Source organism: Methylobacterium tarhaniae, assembly GCF_001043955.1.
GTDB classification, from domain to species: domain Bacteria; phylum Pseudomonadota; class Alphaproteobacteria; order Rhizobiales; family Beijerinckiaceae; genus Methylobacterium; species Methylobacterium tarhaniae.
The window spans coordinates 117,359-137,298 of sequence record NZ_LABZ01000025.1; the positions used below are offsets into that span (position 1 = coordinate 117,359).

Sequence of the window (19,940 nt, forward strand, 5' to 3'; positions counted from 1 at the left end):
CTTTCAAAATTTGAAAGATAGTCAAAAAAACTTGCTGCGTCGATCCGCGGCCCGTACCAAACGACGGCTCAGATCGCGGGCAGCGACAGCTCGACATGGGAGGACGACGACGATGGCGACGAGCTTCATTCGGCGCAGAGATGTGCTGACCGCGATCGCGACCGTGCCGCTGGTTGCCGTACCGTTCATCCGCCGCGCTGCGGCAGCGGAGTTCAGCCTCAAGATCGCGCACCCGCTGGCCGTGGCGCATCCGACGAATACCCGCCTGCTCGAGGCCGCCGACAAGATCAACAAGGACACCGACGGGCGGGTCGAGCTGCGGATCTTCCCCAACGGCCAGCTGGGTGGCGAGGCGGACACGCTCAGCCAGCTCCGATCCGGCGCGGTCGAGGGTTACGTCATCGGCGGTCTCGTCGTGTCGACGGTCGTGCCCGCGGCGGCCCTGGACGGAACCGGGTTCGCCTTCAGCGATGCATCCAAGGTCTGGCCGGCCATGGACGGCAAGCTCGGCGCTCATATCCGTGATGCTTTCGCGAAGAGCAATCTGTACGCCACTCGCACGTCCTGGGATCTCGGCTTTCGGGAGATCACCACATCGGTGAAGCCCATCAGGACGGTCTCGGACCTGGCCGGCCTGAAGATCCGCGTACCCAGCGCGGCCGCCTACACGAGCCTGTTCAGGGCGCTCGATGCCGCGCCGACCAGCGTGCAGTTCACCGACGTTTATCCGGCCTTGCAAACCAGGATCGTCGATGCGCAGGAGAACCCGCTCAGCCTGATCGTGACCTCTCGCTTTCATGAGGTCCAGAAATTCTGCTCCTTGACCAATCACATCTGGCAAGGCAACTGGGTCCTGTTCAACGGTCGCGCCTGGAAGGGCATCCCGGAAAAACTTCAGGCCATCGTCGAGGATCGGCTGAACGAGGCAGGGCGGGCGCAGCGCAGCGATCTCGCCGGCCTGGAACAGAGCTACCGCGACACCATGATCAAGAGCGGAATCGTCTTCAACGACGTCGATGCCGACTCGTTTCGAGCGAAACTCAAATCTGCCGGCTACTACACCGACATGCGTCGCAAGTTCGGCGACCAGGCCTTCGACATTCTGGCAGAAGCGACTGGCACGTCTCTCGGGTGAGTCGCCGTATCGTCCATGGACGCCCTGCCGGTGCGGAACTCATGCCGCCGAGAAGGGGCGGGCTGCTGAGTGCATCATGCGGCGCAGCCGTCCGGTCTCACGTGAAGCCAAGAGGTCATCATGTCTCTATTGGGCCGGGCAGCGGTCGCGATGTGGTGGAGCATCGAGCCGGAGATGCGCGCGGAGTTCGGCGACTGGCACTCTCACGAGCACTTTCCCGAACGGCTGAACATTCCCGGCTTCCTGCGCGGGTCGCGCTGGGCGAGCACGCTCGACACCAGCGGTTACTTCGTTCTCTACGAACTCGATGCCTACGAGACGCTCACATCGACCGGGTATCTGGACCGGCTCAACGCGCCGACCCCGTGGTCCACGAAGATGATGCCCCATCACCTGGGAATGGTGCGCAGCCAGTGCCGTGTCGAGGCGAGCTTCGGGGGCGGCCTGGCGAACGCTCTCGCGACGGTACGGCTGTCGCCGGACGATCGGCACAGATCGGCCTTGCGAGAGCGCATCGTCGGCACCCTCGCGGAGATCGCTCCCAAGCCGGGCCTGACCGGCGCGCATCTCCTGATCACGCAGACCCCGCCGACGAGCGCACCGACGAGAGAGCAGGAAATTCGCGGTGCCGACGGCACGGCCGACTGGGTCGTGCTCCTCTCGGGCTACGATTCCCGCATCGTACAGGATACCGTGCAGCAACTCGCGACCGATACGCTCGATGGCGCGTGTGATGGCAGTGACATCATCGTCGGGCGATACGAATTATCGTTCTGCATGACTGCCGCGGATGTTGCGCGATCATAGGCCGGCTCGCGTGACGACCACAGGGCGACGGATGCCGAGGGCTCCGCAAGCGAACCGAGCGCCCGTGGATCACTGGGTGCATCAGCGCTCGGTCGCGAGTTCGGGCGAGAGACGATTGATGACACCGTAGTTCACCGCGGTCCAGAATTCCGACATGTCAGGATCGGCGAACTCGATCTCCGCCGCCTCGATGGCAGCGTGGTCGGCGCTGACGAGGTAGTCCTCGACGTCGTTCAGCGAGGCGAAGGACAGGACCGAGATGCCGTCGATCTTCGAGCCCTCCGGGTCCTCCTGCGTCGAGCCGAACGGGTGCAGCTGGGCGTAGCGCCGGACGTAATCCGCCGTCGCCGCCTTCCTGGCCACGAAGTCGGCATGCTCCTTGAGCCAGCGCGCCTGAAACGCCTCGCGCGAGAGCCCCGCCCGGCGGCGGTGGATCTTCACCAGGCTGACCGGGTCACGATGCCGCGCGCTCGGGATGACGATGTATTCGCGTGCGACCTCGCGCGTGACCATCCGGAACGCGGTGTGCTCGTCCGCGATGATACGTTGTGCGTACTGCTCCTGCCCGAGCACCGCCTCGACGTCTTCCTCGGAGCCGTAGGCGATGTAGGCGAACCCGTCCCAGCCCGGGCGCCGGTAGGCCGGGACGCGGGCGGCCGGGTCGGCCACCAGCTTGCCGTCCGCATCGACCATGGCCCGGTAGGGCGGCCTGAACGCCGATGAGGCCCCCGAGGCGATCCGGTGCACTTGGTCGTAGCGCAACACCTTGTCGTTCCGGGCGCCCGGTTCCTCGTAGGCGAATTTCGGCCCATGCACCTTGCGCCAGTACTCGTCCCAATGCTCGAAGGCACGGTTCCTGTCCGACTCCAGGGCAATTGCGCCCGGGTGCCGGTCCGGATGGGCGACCTCGTGGCCCGCGCGGTCGACGCCGGAATCGGCGTCGTGCGGGCGCTCGTTCTCGGGCGTCGCATCGCTGCGCGAGACGAAGGTCGGCGTCACGATCAGAGGCTTGGTGGTCGAGCCGACGACCCGCCCGTGCGGCGGGCGCTGCAGCAGGTCCGAGCCGGCGAGGTCGGGTGCGACGGTCTGGTTGGTCATGCGAGCTCCTTCGAGGGGGACGAGGGCTTCGACGGGATGGGTTCACGGGATGACGCGTGAGGCCCTGAGGCGTTCGAACAGGTCGAAGAAGGAATCGTCGGTCGCCTGGTAGTCGAGGAAGCCGAGGCGGCGGCTCTTTCCCATATCAGTCACCACCTCGATGGGCCGGCCGAGGTCCGCGTCCGTGTGCCAGGCCGAGGCGAGGCGGCCGAGATCGGGTTCGACCAGCCCGTGCCGAGCCGCGATCTCGGCCCAGAGCGGAGCATCGTCGGCCATCTGCGCCTGCAGCGGCCGGACCGTGCCGTCGAAAGGCGCGGGCTCCAGGCCGAACCAAACCGCGATGCGGCCCCACATCCAGCTCCAGCGAAACACGTCGCCGTTGACGATATTGAACGCCTCGTTGCGTGCGGCCGGCGTCGTGGCGGCCCAGGCGAGATGGCAGGCGAGCTGCCGGGCATCCGTTATGTCGGTCAGCCCGTTCCACTGCGCGGGGGAGCCGGGGAAGCGGAACGGGCGGCCGGTCTCGCGGCAGAGCGTGGCGTAGACCGCGAGCGTCACGCCCATGTTCATGGCGTTGCCGAGAGCGTAGCCGATGACGGTGTGCGGCCGGTGCACGCTCCAGCTAAAGCCGTCCCGCCCCGCGGCAGCGAAGACCTCGTCCTCCTGGGCGTAGTAGAAGTTCTCGATAGGCAGCCGTCCCTGCTCCTCCCGGAACGGGGTCTCGGGCAAATTACCCTTGCCGTAGGCCTCGAACGGCCCGAGGTAGTGCTTCAGGCCGGTAACCAGCGCGACGTGGCGCACGCTGCCTGCCAGCCGCAAGCCGTCGAGGAGGTTGCGGACCATCGCGGCATTGACCCGGATGTTCTCGGCCTCGGTCTCCTGGCGCAGCCAGGTGGTGATGAAGACGTGCGTCGGCGCCCGTGCGGCGAGCGCCTGCCGCAGGCTCCCGGCGTCGAGCAGGTCGGCCGCGACGGGCTCGACCCCGGCAAGGTCGGCAGGCGGACGCCGCGCGAGGCCTTGCACCGTCCAACCTCCTTTGACGAGGTGCCGGGCCAGGTTGTTGCCGACGATGCCGCTCACGCCGGCGATCAGTGCCGTTCCGTTCATGATACTCTCCGAACTGGTTCGCTCGGAGCTAGCCACGCTCAAAGCCCGCCGCTAGACGGCACCGTTTGGGATCATAGGCACCATGAGGTAACCACCATGAAGCCGGGCAGCGCGGACGAGGACTGGCGCGAGGATTGTGCGCCACGACGGGTGCTGGAGCTGTTCGCGACCAAGTGGACGAGCATGGTCCTGCACACGCTGCATGCGCGCCACGGTGGTCGGGCGCGGACGGGCATGCTCCACCGGAGCCTGCCCGGCATCTCCAAGAAGATGCTCACCCAGACCCTGCGCGAGATGGAGAGCAGCGGTCTCCTGACCCGGCACGTGGCCGGCACGGTTCCGCCGGCGGTCGAGTACCGCCTCACTGCGCTTGGGACCCGCTTCGTCGAGCCGGTCGAGCTTCTCTACGCTTGGGGTCGAGCGAACGCGGACGCGCTCGACGGCCTCGAAGCCCGGCCGACGTCCCGCCGACAGGCCTGACGGCATGTCCGACGGGCGTCCATCTAGAGCCGGCCCAGGATGTCTGACATCGGCTTTGAGACCTGCAGCAGACCTTGGAAAGCATGATGTCGGGAATCCGCTAAGGGTCAGCAGCGTGGATTGCACGAACACAGTCGGAACGTCCGAGTAGGAATGGAAGCCGCTCCTGGAGCAGCCAGGTTGATTGAATTCAGACCGCAAATCTTGCAAGATTGAGCCGGGCCCGGCGGACAACCAAGCCAGTATTCGCGCGAGGCGATATCCCGCTCTGCTCCCGACGCTTCGGCCATAACGCTCGTCGCACTTCATCTAGTTCGTGCTCCTGAGGACGGTCGCGACTTCTGCCTGTGGGTGGTGGTCCGCCACCCGCGGCGGTGTTGACCGTTCGCCGTATCCTGCTCGCGTTTGTGCCTGGCTTGCCGGCCCTAGCCTCGACGTACGGTTGGCTGCGGCTTGTGTGCTCCGCGAGCAGAGACGGAGCGGGTGAACTGTCGTTACGTCTATTCCCCTCGTCACAATGGATGAGCTATAAACAGTGCTAAATAGAGGTATGGATCACATGATCCTGCTCGTGATGCACATAGAAACCGGGTCCGATCCCCGGGGCTTGTGGCGGCTCCGAACAGTCCACCGTCTCGTCGGCCTATCCAGAGAGGTCGGGGTGTCTGGCGTAGTCATCATGAGAAGGTCCGAAGGGACCGAGATGCTGGCAAATGACCAGCGCGTCACCCCCGAGTTCCCCGATAGGCTGGGGGTGGCCGCCGCCGTATCGACCTCTCCGGTCGAGTGAACGAGCACGTAACAGGGCAACACGTACGGCCTGTCCTGACCGCAAGGTGTGCTGCATGGCGGCGTCTCTTGGTCGAAACAGCGCCACCCTACCCGTCACGCCCTCTTCGTCACCCTCGCCCCGAGCGCTCCACCGCGCCGACCAAAATGGCCAAAGTTGAGCTTAGCCGCTACCGGAGGCGACTGGCAGGCCCTTGCTACCGGTGAGGCCGTTCACCCAGCGCCGGCCGTTGAGCACGATGCCTGTCCGGGCCTCGCCCTCCGGGATCGGCTCCCACTTCACCCACCACGTCCTTCTGCCGCATGACGGCATCGAACTGGATCGCGGTCGCGAGTGCCAGGGACTCGCGACCCATCTCGATCGCCTTCGGGATGAAGGCTTCGACGTGCTCCCGGTCGAGGGTGACGCGCCGCCGGACCGGCTGCGGGAAACGAACCTCGGCCAGGAGGTCGCGCACCCGGGCGCAGCCGTCGAGTTCAGCGGCAACGCCGTAGGCGAACAGCTCGCGCAGCTTCTTCATGATGCCCCAGGCGCGCCGGACGCGCTCCGGCTGACCGGGTGCCTTGGGCTTCTTCGCTGCGTCGTACCGGCGCCAGAAGTCGGCGAGCGTCAGAGACGGCACCAGGCGGTCGCCGAAGGCCTTCTCGATCAGCGTGAGGACATGCGCATCCTTCTCCCGAGTCCCGAGCGGTCCGATCTTGCAGAATGTTGGAAGGCAGCGCTCGCGCCTCGTGACGGTGCATAGGTCCGGCGAAAGCATGCCGGCGCCCTCGATCCCGGTTCGCCGCAAACCATGCGGCCCGATCGAAGATCGAGAACAAGGCGCGATGGCAGCGCAAATCGGACGCTGCTCCGGGCGCCGCTTTCGGAACTTCGGCCGGGACGTCGAGAGGCTCGCTCGCCATCGGGGTCCGGGCCTCCCGTCGTCGCGCCGCTGGGAGCGAGGACGGGAGCCGAGGGATCCGGAGATCGTCGTCCTCACGGTCGACCGGACGGGCCTTGGCGAAGTGGATCACTGGCCCGCGAGCACATTCAATCGGGTGAGGAACGTATAGCTCGCCTCCGCGGTCATGATCGCGGCGAAGATTAGGATCGCGATCGGCGGGGCCAGGATCGCGTAGATCAGGGCCAGCCGCTCCCAGGCGAGATGCATGAACACCGCCATGATCAGTCCCGCCTTGACGATCATGAACAGCAGGATCAGCGACCAGCGCAGGATGCCCTGGAGGTGAAAATAGTCGACGAGGTAGGAGCAAGCACTCAGCACGAACAGCCAGCCCCAGACGAGCAGGTAGAGCCGAATCGAGTGGCCGTGGTCGGTCCCTTGGCTCGCGACGGGGTGCATGCCGTCCTCCTACCAGAGATAGAACAGAGCAAAGATAAAAACCCAGACGAGATCGACGAAATGCCAGTAGAGACCCGCAATCTCGACGTTTTCGTATCCTCCGCGCTGGCTGGTGAAGAAACCGCGCCGTCCCACGTCGAAATCGCCCCGCCAGACCTTGCGGGCGACGATGGCCAGGACGATGACCCCGATGGTGACGTGGGTCCCGTGGAAGCCGGTGATCATGAAGAAGGTCGAGCCGAACTGGTGCGCCCCCCAGGAATTCGTCCAGGGCCGGACGCCCTCGCGGATCAGCTTCGTCCACTCGAAGGCCTGCATGCCGACGAAGGTCGCGCCCAGGACAGCGGTCGCGAGCATCAGCAGCGCCGTGGCGCGGCGGTTCCGCTTGTAGCCTTGAGCGACCGCCATGGCCATCGTGCCGCTGCTTGAGATGAGAACGAAGGTCATGATCGCGATCAGGATCAGGGGCAGCTCGGTGCCCCCGATCTCCAGGGCGAAGACCTCGCTGGCGTTCGGCCAGGGCACCGTCGTCGACATGCGCACGGTCATGTAGCCGATCAGGAAGCAGCCGAACACGAAGGTGTCGCTGAGCAGGAAGATCCACATCATGGCCTTGCGCCACGAGGCCCCCGCGAAGGCCTGGCGGTCGGCCGCCCATTCGCCGGAGAAGCGCCGCCATCGGCTCGGCGGACCATCGACGGTGGGGAGAGGGGGCAGAACGGTCTCTGTCATGATGCGTCGTCCCGAGGGAGTCAGGCCGGCGGCCGGCACAGGACATCGATCAGACCCGACCACGGCGTCCGGAACAGGATGCCGAAGGCCACGAGCCAGATCACCAGCAGGGCATCCCAGTAGAGGGTGCATAGCCCGATGCTCCGGACGAGGCCTGCGGGCGACCCCGTCCGCGCCGCGCCGCAGGCGATCCGCGCGAGGGCCGCGAGCCCGCCCGCGAGGTGCAAGCCATGCAGCAGCGTGATCAGGACGAAGAAGGAGCCGGCCGCATCGACCGTACGGCCGGCGCCCGCCTCCCAGATCAACCGCCAGGCGAGGCCCTGCCCACCGAGGAAGACGAGGCTCGCCGCCGCGGCGGCAAGCAGGTTCGCGCGCGCGTCCTCGTCCGCTCCTCGGTGCGCCGCCCGCTCGGCCCGATGGAGCAGCAAGCTCGCCAGCCCGAGAAAGCCGGTCGTGAGCCAGAGGAGGCGCGGGTCGAGAGGCAGCCCGGCGCTGCCCGGCGGCACGCGCATGCCGTAGGCCGCGACGAGCAGCGCGAAGAGCAAGCCGACCACCGCCAGAAACGCCCCGAGGCCCAGCCTCGCCGCCGACTCGCTTCCCCCGGCCGCCGGCCGGCTGAGCAGAGGACCCGCGCTCAGCCAGGGCTTGGCGGCGAGGTGCTGCCGGGCGAGCCAGCGCCCCGAAACGGCGCCGAGGCCCGCGAGGTAGACGAGGACGAGGCTCACGACGCGGCCCCCGCGGCATGGGCGGGCTGGTTCTGGGGCACGAAGTCCTCCGCCGCCCCCGGCACGCTGTAATCGTAGGGCCAGCGATAGACGACGGGCAGGCGGGCGCCCCAATTGCCGTGCCGCGGCGGCGTGTCGGGCGTTTGCCATTCCAGAGTGGTGGCGTGCCACGGATTGCCGCCGGCCGGCACGCCGTGGCGGAGGCTGCGGATCAGGTTCGCCACGAACACCACTTGGGCCGCGCCGACCACGAAGGCCACCACGCTGATGAAGGCATTGAGGGACGCGGCCGATGCCGGGATGAAGCCGAGCCCCGTGGTCTCGAAGTATCGCCGCGGAACGCCGAGCAGTCCGAGATAGTGCATCGGAAAGAAGATCAGGTAGGCGCCCAGGAACGTCACCCAGAAGTGCAACAGGCCGAGCCGCTCGTCGAGCATCCGGCCGGTCACCTTGGGGTACCAGTGATAGATCCCGCCGAAGATCACGAGGATTGGGGCGACCCCCATGACCATGTGGAAATGGGCGACGACGAACAGCGTGTCCGACAAGGGCACGTCGACCACCACGTTGCCGAGGAACAGGCCGGTCAGGCCGCCGTTCAGGAAGGTGACGATGAAGGCGATCGCGAACAGCATCGGGACCGTCAGGTGGATGTCCCCGCGCCAGAGCGTCAACACCCAATTGTAGACCTTGATAGCGGTCGGCACTGCGATGATCAAGGTCGTTGTCGCAAAGAAGAAGCCAAAATAAGGGTTCATCCCGCTCACGTACATATGGTGTGCCCAGACCACGAAGCTGAGCCCGCCAATGGCGATGATGGCCCAAACCATCATGCGATAACCAAAGATATTCTTGCGCGCGTGGGTGCTGATCAGATCGGAGACGATGCCGAATGCGGGAAGCGCGACGATGTAGACCTCTGGATGGCCGAAGAACCAGAACAGGTGCTGGAACAGGATCGGCGTGCCGCCGCCGTAGTGCAGGCGCTGGCCGGCCTCGATGATCATCGGCATGAAGAAGCTCGTGCCGAGCAGCCGATCGAGGAGCATCATGACGGCCCCGACGAACAGGGCCGGAAAGGCGAGCAGCGCCAGGACCGTCGCGGTGAAGATGCCCCAGATCGTCAGCGGCATGCGCATCAGCGTCATGCCGGGCGCGCGCGCCTGCAGCACGGTCACCACGTAGTTCACGCCCCCCATGGTGAAGCCGATGATGAACAGGATGAGCGAGGCGAGCATCAGCACGATGCCCCATTCCTGGCCCGGGGTGCCCGAGAGGATGGCCTGCGGCGGATAGAGGGTCCAGCCGGCCCCGGTCGGCCCGCCCGGCGCGAAGAAGCTCGCCACCAGCACCAGCACGGCGAGCAGATAGATCCAGTAGCTCAGCATGTTCACGTAGGGGAACACCATGTCCCGCGCGCCGATCATCAGCGGGATGAGGTAATTGCCGAAGCCGCCGAGGAACACGGCGGTGAGGAGATAGACCACCATGATCATCCCGTGCATGGTGATGATCTGATAGTATTCGGCCGGTCCGAGGAACGGAAATAGGCCCGGAAATCCGAGCTGGAGCCGGATCAGCCAGGACAGGACGAGCGCGACGAGGCCGATCGCCAGCGCGGTGCCGGAGTACTGGATGGCGATGACCTTGGCATCCTGGCTGAAGACGTAGCGGGTCAGCCAGCTATGCGGATGGTAGAGCTCGGCCTCGTCCGGCTCCGAACCGGGGAGGGGGCCGGCGGCCCCGATCGGCGTATCGACCATCGCACCGTCCTCTCAGCGGCCGTCGGCGACGCGACGAGGGGCAGCGTCGCGGGGCGCCCGCTCCGGGCGGGCGGCGAAGTTCGAGAACGTCTTCTGCTGGTCGAGCCAGGATCGGTACTGGGGCTCCGGCTCGACGACGACGCGGCCCCGCATCGCGTAGTGGTTGGTGCCGCACACCTCGTTGCAGATCGCCTCGAAAGTGCCGGTCCTGGTCGGCGTGAACCAGAAGTAGGTCACCATCCCGGGGATGATGTCCATCTTGGCCCGGAACTCGGGAACGTAGAAGTTGTGCACCACGTCGAAGGAGCGCAGCAGGGCCTTCACGGGCCGCGCGAGGGGCAGGTGCAGGTCGTCGCCGTCGACGATGACGTCGTCCTTGCCGGCCGGGTCGTGCGGATCGAGACCGAGCGGGTTCTCGTCGCTGACGAACTGGGTTGCGGCGGCCCCGAGGCGCCCGTCGGCGCCCGGCAGGCGGTAGCTCCAGCGCCATTGCTGGGCGACGATCTCGACCTCCGCGGCATCGGCCGGAACCCGTACGAACTGCGCCCAGACGGCGAGGCCCGGCGCCAGCATCGCGGCGACGCCGATTGCGGTGATCGCCGTAAGCCAGCCCTCCAGCCGTCGACTCTCCGGCTCGTAGGAGGCCTTCTGCCCAGGACGGTGCCGGAAGCGGGCGACGCAGTAGGCGACGAACAGCACCAGGATCGTGAAGACTGCGCCGGTGATCCAGAACGTGATGATCAGCGTCGTGTCGATGTAGCCCCAGTTCGACGCGATCGGGGTCCACCACCACGGGCTCAGGACATGGAAGGCAATCGAGCCGAGAGCGATCAGCACGAGGACGAGCGCCATCTGTCGTCTCCTGCGCGCAGGGGTAAGACGAAATCGGCGTCAGGGCGCGACCGCCCGCCGATAGAGATGCCAGGTCGCGTGGCCGAGGATCGGCAGCACGAGCGCGAGGCCGACGAAGAGCGGCACCATGCCGAGCACCAGGAGACCCGCGACGACGAGCCCCCAGGTCACCATCGTGCGCGGGTTCTCGCGGAGCAGCGCCGTCGACGTTTCGATCGCCGTCCCGGCATCGACGCCGCGGTCGATGATCAGCGGGAAGGACACGGCGCTCACCGCGAGCGCGATCAGCGAGAAGGCCGCGCCCACGAGGTTGCCGATCACGATCAGCATCCATCCGCGCGGCGTGGTCAGCACCACCTCGGCGAAGGTAAAGACGGAGCCATACGTTTCCGACCCGAACAGCGCCCGGTACAGTCCCATGGCGGTGATGATCCAGGCGACGAGGATCAGCATCAGGACGAATCCGACCGCGAGGATCGACCCGGCGTTATGGCCGGTCAGCGGGGCGAAGGGACGGGTTTCGGCTACGGGAAGGCCTAGTTCCCGCCGCCGGCTCAACTCGTAGAGGCCGATCGCCGCGAACGGGCCGATCAGCGCGAAACCGGATGCCAGCGGGAAGAGGATCGGGAGGAGGTCGCTCTCGAAGGTTGCCGCCGCGATGATGACGCCGGCGACCGGGTAGATCGCGATCAAGAACAGCACGTGCGTCGGCAGGACCATGAAGTCCTCGACCCCCTTCAGCAAGGCGGTCTTGAGGTCGGAGACCTCGATCCGTCGTAGGTTCGGTCGCGTCACTACCGAGCGTGCGGACGCAGCATGGGGTATTGCCATCGCGCATCCTCCGAAAGGGAAGACTCGACACGCGATTTCGCCTGATTTCAGGCTTAACCGTCGAGCTTTCGAGCGTGGCTAATGGATGAATACCACTTTTCACCATTCCTGTCGCGCGGATTTTACGATGATTCTCGATCGATCACGTATCCGGTTTCAGCCCTCGTTTCAGAACGCGCTGCGAGCGTGGGCGTTGGATGAGCGAGGAGTGTCGTGGGCGTTAGAGAGTATCTGGCCTACCCCGGATCACCGATGTCGATGCCCGCCGCCCGCGCCAAACCCTGCCATATGCAATCTGCCTGAGCGACGCCGCATGGACTGTGCTCTCGCCGCCGGCTGCGGCGACGGTGTCCTTGTGGACGTCGAGGGCGGCGCAGCGGGGGTGGAGAACCTCCATCACGATCTCCTTGCCGTCAGGCCGCCGGCGCAGGCTCCCGGTCCGAAGACCGGCCCGTGACGCAAGCGAGAGGACTGAAGAGGAGCCCGGATCCAACCGATACGCGGGGTCTGGCACGCCAAAGACGAACCGATCTCTCCGCCGACGGCGCATCCACCATGCCACATGGTTCATCCGCAAGGGACGGCGAAGCCGGTGACGAACTGATGCAAACGGTCGAAACACAACGACCTTTGGTTCCGGTCTCGAGTTTTCGCCAAACCCAAGATCCCTGGACTTAAGCCCAAGGTCCCTGACTTCCGAACCTTGTGTCGAAAATTCGAGATGGGTCAACGGCCTCGTCGATCTCGGGCTTGCCCGAGATCGACGTTGATGCGTCGGCATCTTAGGCCGTCGGCATGAATTCGGTCCCGGGTGGCAGGCCGCCGCCCGGTTCGTCATCCGCCCGGCGTGGGCGCGCGGTCCGGGAATCCGAGGCGCGACCAGCACGGGCGTCGCACTCCGCGCCTAAGCCGCCGCCTCGCCGCTCGCGTCCTGCATGGAGGCGAGCGGCGCCTCCAGGCGGCAGGTGAGGCCGGCCGGGGCGTAGGTCAGCCTGACCTCGCCCCCGACCTCTGCCGCGAAGCTGCGCTCGATCAGGCGAGAGCCGAAGCCGCGGCGGACCGGTTGCGCCAGGATCGGCGGCCCGCCCTGCTCGGACCAGGTGAGGCAGAAGCGTGGGGTGTCGCCCTCATGAACCACGTGCCAGCGCAGATCGACGCTGCCCGCCTCGTTCGAGAGGCCCCCGTACTTGGCCGCGTTGGTCGCGAGTTCGTGGAGGGCCAGCGCCAGTGCGAGAGCCGGCTTGGCGGCCAGGCGTACGTCCGGGCCGCTGGACCGGATGCGGGACGCCGCCGCCCCGCGATGCGCCGCCAGAGCGCCGTCGACGACCTGCGCGATGGGCGCGTCGGTCCAGCTCGCCTGCGTCAGGATGTCGTGTGCCCGCCCCAGCGAGATCAGGCGCGCGACGAACGCCTCGCGGGCCGCCTCGATGTCGGCGGCGCTGCGGAACGTCTGGACGGCGATGGCCTGAACCATGGCCAGCGTGTTCTTGACCCGGTGCTGCAGCTCACCGGTGAGCAGGCGTTGATGCTCCTCGGCCCGCTTGCGCTCGCTGATGTCGAACATGGCGCCGATCATCCGGGTCGCCCGTCCCTGTGCGTCGCGAATGACGGAACCGCGGTCGAGGATGTCGGCGTAGGAGCCGTCCGCCCGCCGGAAGCGGTACTCGTCGCTCCAGACGGTGCCCGTCCCGTCGATGACGACGTGGATCGACGCGTCGATGCGGGCGCGGTCGTCGGGATGGATGTGGTCGATCCACCAGTCGCCGGTCGGCTCGACCATCGCCGACGCGTAGCCGTAGGCCGCCGTCAGCGCCTCGTTCCAGAGCACGTGGTTGGTGGCGAGGTTCCAGTCCCAGATCGCGTCGTTGGTGGCGCGCGCGGCGAGGCGGTAGCGCTCCTCGGTCTCGCGCAGGGCCTGCTCGGCGCGCCGGCTCTCGGTCACCTCGCGGGCGAAGCCGATGAGGCGGACCGGCCGGCCGTCCTCGAACAGGGTCCGGCCCTTCGCCGACACCCAGCGCTCGACCCCGTCCTCGGGCGCCATCGTGCGGTAGGTGATGTCGTAGATGCCCGCACCCGCGGGGTCGACGGCGTCGGCCACCGCCCGGTCCGCGCGCTCGCGGTCGTCCGGGTGCAGGCGGGCGAGGTAGACGTCGAGGTTCACCGGGGCGTCCGGACCGAGGCCGAAGAAGGCGCGAGTGCGCGCGTCCCACTTCAATTCGTCCGAGACGAGGTCGTAGTCGAACACGCCGGTCCCGGTCGCCTCGACGGCCAGATTCAGCTGCTCCTGCGCGCTCCGGAGCGCGATCTCGGCCTCGCGCCGGTCGTGGATGTCGCTGTTGCTGCCGAGCCAGCCGACCACCGTGCCGCCGGCGTCCCGGAGCGGCTCGGCCCGGATCAGGAACCACCGGTAGGCGCCGTCGTGGCGCCGCAGCCGCGCCTCGGTGTCGTAGACGGTCTCCTGCCGGCGCGCCGTCTCCCAGGCCAGCACGAGGGCCGGGAGGTCGTCCGGATGGATCGGCGCGTCCCATCCCATCGGCAGCGCCTGCTCGGGCGTCTGGCCGGTATAGGCGTACCACCGGTCGTTCAGGTAGCTGAGGCTTCCGTCGGGATTGCCGAACCAGATGATGGCCGGGGCCAGCGTGGTGAGCGCCGCGAAGCGCGCCTCGGCGACCTTGCGCTCGTGGATGTCGAGCGTGGTGCCGATCCAGCTGCGCAGGGTCCCGTCATGATCGCGCACCGGATGGGCGCGCGACAGGAACCAGCGGTACTGCCCGTCGGCCCGGCGCAGCGGGAACTCGACCTCGTAGGGCTGCCCCGTCGATGCGGCCGCAAGCCAGGTCCGGCGCGTCGCCTCGCGGTGGTCGGGATGGATCACGCTCATCCAGCTCGCCTCGCCGGTCTCCCCGGCGGGCAGGCCCGTGTAGTCGTACCAATAGGCGTTGCAGTAGGTGACCTCGCCCGCAGCACTCCCGAACCAGACCACCTGCGGGCTCACCTCGACGAGGGAGCGGTAGCGCATCTCGCTCGCCTCCAGGGCCGCACTGGCGTCCCGCTCGCCCGTGCGGTCGCGCAGGATCTTGAGGAACCCGACCAGGGACCCGTCCTCCGCCCGCAGCGGCATCATCTCGCCCGACGCCCAGAAGCGCGCCCCGTCCCGGCGCAGGTGCCAGCGTTCGTCCGGGGCGCTGCCGTGCTCCGCCGCCAGGGACATCTCGGTCCGGGGCCGCCCGGCGGCGCGGTCTTCGAGCGTGAAGAAGGCGTCGATCGGGCGGCCCAGCATCTCCGCCTCCGGCCAGCCCAGGATGCGCTCGGCGCCCGTGTTCCAGCGCGTGACGCACCCGGCTGGATCGGTGGCGACGATGGCGTAGTCCGTGGCGCTGTCGAGGATGCGCTCGTGCAGGAGCCGTTGCTCGGCCTGCTCGCGCAGCGCGCGGCGCAGTTCCATCTGCGCCATGGCCTGGCGGGCGAGCCGCATCAATCCCCGGCGTTGCCGCTCGGTGATCTCGTGCGGCTTCGTGTCGAGGACGCAGACCGTGCCGATCGGGTGGCCCTCGGCGGTCTTCAGGAGGGCGCCGGCATAGAAGCGCAGGCCGGGCTCGCCATGGACGAGCGGGTTGCCGTCGAAGCGCGGGTCGCGCGTCGCATCGGGGATGGCGAGAAAATCTTCCTGGAGGAGGGCCTGCCGGCAGAAGGAGCTCTCGAGCGGCGTCTCGCGCACGCCCAAGCCCACCTCGGCCTTGAAGAACTGGCGCCCGTCGCCGATCAGGTTCACCACCGCGATGGGAACGTCGTAGAGCTCGGCCGCGGCCTCCGCGATCTCGTCGAAATCCTGCTCGCGTGGAGTGTCGAGCAGGCGATAGGCGTCGAGGGCGCGAAGCCGGGCGGCCTCGCTGTCGCTGGTGCAGGCGCGGTCCATGGCAAAGGTAGGCGTGGGAGACGGATCCGGTTCCACCAGAAGCGGATTCCCGTGGCCGGAACAAGGCCGATCCCGGTGCGCGCTCGCGCCTCGTCCGGCCCCGCTGCGACCTCGACCCTCGCACCGTCCTGGATCTCATCGCCGCATGCGGGGCAACCGCCCGCCGGTGAACCTCGTTACGGTTGGAGTGTGCCCGACAGGATCGTGGGACGTGCGGTCGCGCGTCCATGGAAGAGGTGATGTATCCATCATGCCCGCCAGGCTCCGTCCACGCTTGATCCAGACCGCTGGCGCGGGTGGCGAGGGCATTCTCGTGCCCATGATGGCCGGCGGCCCCGGATGTGCCGGCTGCCTCCCGCGTGGCTGACGCATTTCCCTTCCTCCCGGCCGGAGGATTGACCGGTGCGGAGATCCGCGCCCGCGACTGGTCGGCAACGCCGCTCGGGCCGCCGCAGGCCTGGCCGCCGGCCTTGCGCAACGCGCTATCGCTGATGCTCGCCTGCCCGACGGCGATGTTTCTCGCCTGGGGGCCGGACCTGATCTGCTTCTACAACGACGCCTACCGGCCGATGCTCGGCTACCGCCTGGAGAGCGCCTTGGGGAGGCCCTTCCGCGAGGTCTGGGCGAGCATCTGGGGCGAGATCGGGCCGCTCGTGGAGACCACCCTGGCCGGGACGAGCCAGACGCTGACCGACGTCATGCTCGACCTCTCGCGCGAGGGCGTGCCCGAGCGGGGCTGGTGGTCCTTCACCTACTCGCCCGTGCTGGACGATGATGGCCGGATCAATGGCCTGTTCTGCGTGACCAGCGAGACGACCGACCGGGTGCTCGGCGAGTCCGCCCTGCGCGAGAGCGAGGACCACTTCCGGCACACGGTCGAGCTCAACCCGCAGGTGCCCTGGACCTGCGACCCGGACGGGAACATCACGTCCTACTCGAACCGGTGGCTGGAACTCACGGGACAGGTCGCCGGCGAGCCGGACGGCGCCGGCTGGGCCAAGGCCCTGCACCCGGACGATCTGCCGACAACGATGACCGCCTTCTCGGCCTCGCTGTCCTCAGGTGATCCGGTGGATGTGGATTACCGCATCCGCCTCGCGCGCACGGGCGAGTACCGTTGGATGCGGGCCCGGGCCCGGCCCCGCCGCGACGAGAGTGGCGAGATCGTGCGGTGGTACGGGGTCGTGGAGGATGTCCACGATCGCAAGCTCGCCGAAGATGCGCTTCGCGAGATGAACGAGACGCTGGAGCGTCGCGCCGAGGCGGCTCTGGCTCAGCGCAAGCTCTGGGCCGACGTGTTCGAGACGACCGACGCCCTCGTCGCCGCGCTGGACCATGGCTACCGCTTCCTCGCCGTGAACCGGGCCTATGCCGACGAGTTCGCCGCCATCTACGGCGTCCGGCCCCGGATCGGCGACACTCTCCTCGATCTGTTGGAAGCCCACCCCGAGCATCTCGCCGCCGCGCGGGCGGCCTGGTCCCGCGCCCTCTCCGGCGAGGAGTTCACGCTGGTCGAGGAATTCGGCGACCCTAGCCTCCGGCGGCCGCTCTACGAGTTGCGGTTCACCCCGCTCAAGGACGCGACGGGACGACGGATCGGCGCCTTCCAGTACGGTCGGGACGTGACCGAGCGGCGGCACAATCAGGAGCGGCTCGCCCGCGCCGAGGAGGCATTGCGCCATGCCCAGAAGTTGGAGGCGGTCGGACAGCTGACGGGCGGCGTCGCGCACGACTTCAACAACCTGCTCACCATCATCCGCTCGTCGGTGGAGTTCCTGCGCCGCCCGAACCTGCCCGAGGAGCGCCGCACCCGCTATCTCGAAGCCGTGGCAGACACGGTCGACCGCGCCGCCAAGCTGACGAGCCAGCTTCTCGCCTTCGCCCGGCGCCAGCCGCTGCAGCCCGAGGTGTTCGACGCCGGCGCGCGCATCGGCGGCATCGCCCAGATGCTGAACGCGGTGACGGGCGCACGCATCCGGATCGCCACCGAGGTTCCGGATGCTCCCTGCCACGTGCGAGTCGACCCCAGCCAGTTCGAGACCGCCCTGGTCAACCTGGCGGTGAACGCTCGCGACGCCATGGACGGCGAGGGCACGCTCTCGCTCCTTCTGTCCCGCCGGGAGGCGCTGCCCTCGATCCGCGGGCATGCCGGGGCCGGCGGCGCCTTCGTGGCCGTCTCGGTCATCGACGAGGGGGCGGGCATCCTGCCCGAGTTGCTGACGCGGATCTTCGAGCCCTTCTTCACCACCAAGGAGGTCGGCAAGGGAACGGGGTTGGGCCTGAGCCAGGTCATCGGCTTCGCCAAGCAATCCGGCGGCGATGTCGACGTGGCAAGCGAGGTGGGCCGGGGCACGACCTTCACGCTGTACCTGCCCCTCGTCGATCCGCCCGGCTGTGACGAGGAGACCCGGGACGCCGACGTCGAGGAGGATGGGGGTGGCCGGCCGCTCTGCGTCCTGGTCGTGGAGGATAACCTCGATGTCGGCCGCTTCTGCACGCAGCTCCTGGAGGATCTCGGACACTCGACCGTGTGGGCGCACAATGCCGAGGCCGCGCTCGCGGAGATGGAGCGGATACCGTTCCGCTTCGACGCGGTCTTCTCGGACGTGGTGATGCCCGGGATGGGCGGCGTGGAACTCGCCCGCAGGCTGCGGTCGCAGCACCCGAGCCTGCCGGTGATCCTGACGACCGGATACAGCGACGTGCTCGCCCGGGACGACGCGCACGGTTTCGACTTGGTGCGCAAGCCCTATTCGGCCGCTCAGGTCGCGCGAGCGTTGCGTTCCGTCCTGAACAGACAGAAGCGCAGGTGACGGCGTAGGGGCGGTGCTGGCGAGAGACTGTGCCGAGTTCTGCGAGAGCCTGTTCGACGGGATGGGTCGGTGGATCTCGCGCGCATGGTGACCCCGCCATCGTCATTCCGGTTTCCGCGGCCCGGCCATGGAATGATGACGGCGGGTTTGGATGTGCGCTGACGAGTCGATCCGGCTCTTGCAAGGAGATGATGCCGGGCAAGGCCTTCGGTCGCCTGCCGGAAGCGTCCGCGGCTCGAAGTCCACGACGTGAGCGTCGTTGCAGATGATCCGGGTACCGTTCGGGCGGATTCGCGTTCGAGCCATCTTGAGGGGCACGAGCCCGTGCCCCAGTTGGCATGACACATCGACATCGCGTTCACGAAGAGGCGTTCGATCCAGCGCCGATGCATGCCCGTGACCGAGCCTCGTCGTAGCCCGGCGGAAATTCCATGGTCCATACCGGCGACGACCCCGCATTCGTCGCGCTCTCCATCGTCATCGCGGTATTCGCATCCTGCGCCGCGCCCGACCTCGGCGCCCGCGTCCGGCGTCGGGATGCCGGGCCGCGCTGGGTCCGGGGAGCCGGCGCGGCAGTCGCCATGGGCGGCGGCATCTGGTCGATGCACTTCACCGGCATGCTGGCCTTCGAGACGGGAACCTCCGGGTCTGGGGAGCGCTATGGGACGGCGATTTTTCCGGCGAACCACCGCATGCCCGATGGTTGTCCCGCGTGAGCTTTCAAGCCGAAGCCATCATGCCGTGTCCTGTCGGATCAAGCGCCGCCTTGTTGGCGGGCTTTAACATGTCGAGCGACTGTGATCTTTTCAAGCTTGGCCTTTGTTGTGCTGATGCAGGGTGGGATATCGGTTATATTGCTTGATTTTGTATCATGACCGACATGAATTGCAGGCTTGTGACGGATTATCAAAGGAAGTAAATCATTAAAGATATTTTCCTGCTTTATGGTCGTTGCGGTCCGGTTCCGGACGACCCTGCGAGGATGGCTCGCGGCTTGTTGGGGAGGTGTCGATGTACCGGCATATTCTCGTTCCGACCGATGGAACGCCATTGTCCGCGGCGGCCGTCAAGAAGGCCATGTCGCTCGCCAGGAGTGTCGGGGCGAAGGTGACCGCGCTCACGGTCGTCCACCGGCTCCCGGTCCTTGGACTGGGCGGATCGTACGCGTACATGGACGAGTTCTGGCGCGATGCCCATGGCGAGGCCGATCGCAGGCTCGGCGAGGCCGAGGAGGAGGCCAAGCGCGACGGTGTCTCGTGCGACGTCGTCAAGGTCGAGGACCGGCAACCCTACGAGGCCATCATCGAGGCGGCCGAGGCACGCGGCTGCGATCTCATCGTCATGGCCTCACACGGCCGTCGTGGCCTGTCCGCCCTCGTCATCGGCAGCGAGACCCTGAAGGTTCTCACGTATTCCAAGCTTCCGGTTCTGGTCTATCGCTGACCCTCGACGATGATCTCATCGGAACCGCCGCAGCGCACCTTGTCACGGATGGCATGGTGGGCTGCGGCGTCACGGGGCCGAGCTTCCGGGCCGCGCGACCGGC

Annotated in this window: 17 protein-coding genes; 7 read left to right on the forward strand and 10 right to left on the reverse strand. The window is 67.4% G+C overall.

Going from position 1 to position 19,940, the window contains the following annotated elements:
- The first annotated feature begins 112 nt into the window (after positions 1-112).
- On the forward strand, positions 113-1,135 hold the full coding sequence (locus VQ03_RS04655) for a TRAP transporter substrate-binding protein (protein WP_048449684.1): 1,023 nt from the start codon (positions 113-115) through the stop codon (positions 1,133-1,135).
- Positions 1,136-1,255: 120 nt separating this feature from the next.
- Positions 1,256-1,942: a hypothetical protein gene (locus VQ03_RS04660; protein WP_048449685.1), complete on the forward strand. Its 687-nt coding sequence runs from the start codon at positions 1,256-1,258 to the stop codon at positions 1,940-1,942.
- 81 nt (positions 1,943-2,023) lie between these two features.
- Here VQ03_RS04660 and VQ03_RS04665 read toward each other — a convergent pair whose 3' ends face one another.
- Together VQ03_RS04665 and VQ03_RS04670 are read right to left on the reverse strand one after the other, a co-directional pair.
- Complete coding sequence (locus tag VQ03_RS04665; RefSeq protein WP_053078409.1) at positions 2,024-3,040, reverse strand: EthD domain-containing protein; 1,017 nt, start codon at positions 3,038-3,040, stop codon at positions 2,024-2,026.
- 42 nt (positions 3,041-3,082) lie between these two features.
- Positions 3,083-4,147 (reverse strand): SDR family oxidoreductase, encoded by a 1,065-nt coding sequence (locus VQ03_RS04670; RefSeq protein WP_048449686.1) that lies wholly within the window; start codon positions 4,145-4,147, stop codon positions 3,083-3,085.
- A gap of 96 nt (positions 4,148-4,243) precedes the next feature.
- On the opposite strand from VQ03_RS04670, the gene VQ03_RS04675 reads away from it, so the two are divergent.
- Both VQ03_RS04675 and VQ03_RS04680 read left to right on the forward strand, forming a co-directional pair.
- Positions 4,244-4,627, forward strand: a complete 384-nt coding sequence (locus tag VQ03_RS04675; RefSeq protein ID WP_048449687.1) for a winged helix-turn-helix transcriptional regulator — start codon at positions 4,244-4,246, stop codon at positions 4,625-4,627.
- Positions 4,628-5,186: 559 nt separating this feature from the next.
- On the forward strand, positions 5,187-5,417 hold the full coding sequence (locus VQ03_RS04680) for a hypothetical protein (RefSeq protein ID WP_157063962.1): 231 nt from the start codon (positions 5,187-5,189) through the stop codon (positions 5,415-5,417).
- Between the two features lie 196 nt (positions 5,418-5,613).
- Here VQ03_RS04680 and VQ03_RS04685 read toward each other — a convergent pair whose 3' ends face one another.
- From VQ03_RS04685 to VQ03_RS04720, 8 genes are all read right to left on the reverse strand, one after another.
- Positions 5,614-6,177, reverse strand: coding sequence for a hypothetical protein (locus VQ03_RS04685; RefSeq protein WP_053078410.1), 564 nt, complete (start codon positions 6,175-6,177; stop codon positions 5,614-5,616).
- Between the two features lie 252 nt (positions 6,178-6,429).
- Positions 6,430-6,762, reverse strand: coding sequence for a cytochrome C oxidase subunit IV family protein (locus tag VQ03_RS04690; protein WP_048449689.1), 333 nt, complete (start codon positions 6,760-6,762; stop codon positions 6,430-6,432).
- Positions 6,763-6,771: 9 nt separating this feature from the next.
- The gene (locus VQ03_RS04695) at positions 6,772-7,494 is read right to left on the reverse strand and encodes a heme-copper oxidase subunit III family protein (protein ID WP_048449728.1); all 723 of its coding nucleotides are present in this window, start codon (positions 7,492-7,494) and stop codon (positions 6,772-6,774) included.
- A gap of 20 nt (positions 7,495-7,514) precedes the next feature.
- Positions 7,515-8,219, reverse strand: a complete 705-nt coding sequence (locus VQ03_RS04700) for a cytochrome c oxidase subunit 3 family protein (RefSeq protein ID WP_048449690.1) — start codon at positions 8,217-8,219, stop codon at positions 7,515-7,517.
- Positions 8,216-9,982: a cytochrome c oxidase subunit I gene (locus VQ03_RS04705; protein ID WP_048449691.1), complete on the reverse strand. Its 1,767-nt coding sequence runs from the start codon at positions 9,980-9,982 to the stop codon at positions 8,216-8,218. Before VQ03_RS04705 ends, VQ03_RS04700 begins: the two co-directional genes overlap by 4 nt.
- Positions 9,983-9,994: 12 nt before the next feature.
- Positions 9,995-10,834, reverse strand: a complete 840-nt coding sequence (locus VQ03_RS04710; RefSeq protein WP_048449692.1) for a cytochrome c oxidase subunit II — start codon at positions 10,832-10,834, stop codon at positions 9,995-9,997.
- 39 nt (positions 10,835-10,873) lie between these two features.
- Entirely contained in the window at positions 10,874-11,665 is a 792-nt protein-coding gene (locus VQ03_RS04715) for a DUF2189 domain-containing protein (protein WP_048449693.1), read from the reverse strand.
- A 904-nt stretch (positions 11,666-12,569) separates the two neighbouring features.
- Positions 12,570-15,581: a PAS domain-containing protein gene (locus VQ03_RS04720; RefSeq protein WP_048449694.1), complete on the reverse strand. Its 3,012-nt coding sequence runs from the start codon at positions 15,579-15,581 to the stop codon at positions 12,570-12,572.
- A 359-nt stretch (positions 15,582-15,940) separates the two neighbouring features.
- On the opposite strand from VQ03_RS04720, the gene VQ03_RS04725 reads away from it, so the two are divergent.
- The 3 genes from VQ03_RS04725 to VQ03_RS04735 all read left to right on the forward strand — a co-directional run bounded on the left by VQ03_RS04725 (position 15,941) and on the right by VQ03_RS04735 (position 19,837).
- On the forward strand, positions 15,941-18,394 hold the full coding sequence (locus tag VQ03_RS04725) for a PAS domain-containing hybrid sensor histidine kinase/response regulator (RefSeq protein WP_048449695.1): 2,454 nt from the start codon (positions 15,941-15,943) through the stop codon (positions 18,392-18,394).
- 431 nt (positions 18,395-18,825) lie between these two features.
- Entirely contained in the window at positions 18,826-19,110 is a 285-nt protein-coding gene (locus VQ03_RS04730; protein ID WP_048449696.1) for an MHYT domain-containing protein, read from the forward strand.
- Between the two features lie 295 nt (positions 19,111-19,405).
- Complete coding sequence (locus VQ03_RS04735; protein ID WP_048449697.1) at positions 19,406-19,837, forward strand: universal stress protein; 432 nt, start codon at positions 19,406-19,408, stop codon at positions 19,835-19,837.
- Positions 19,838-19,940 lie beyond the last annotated feature (103 nt).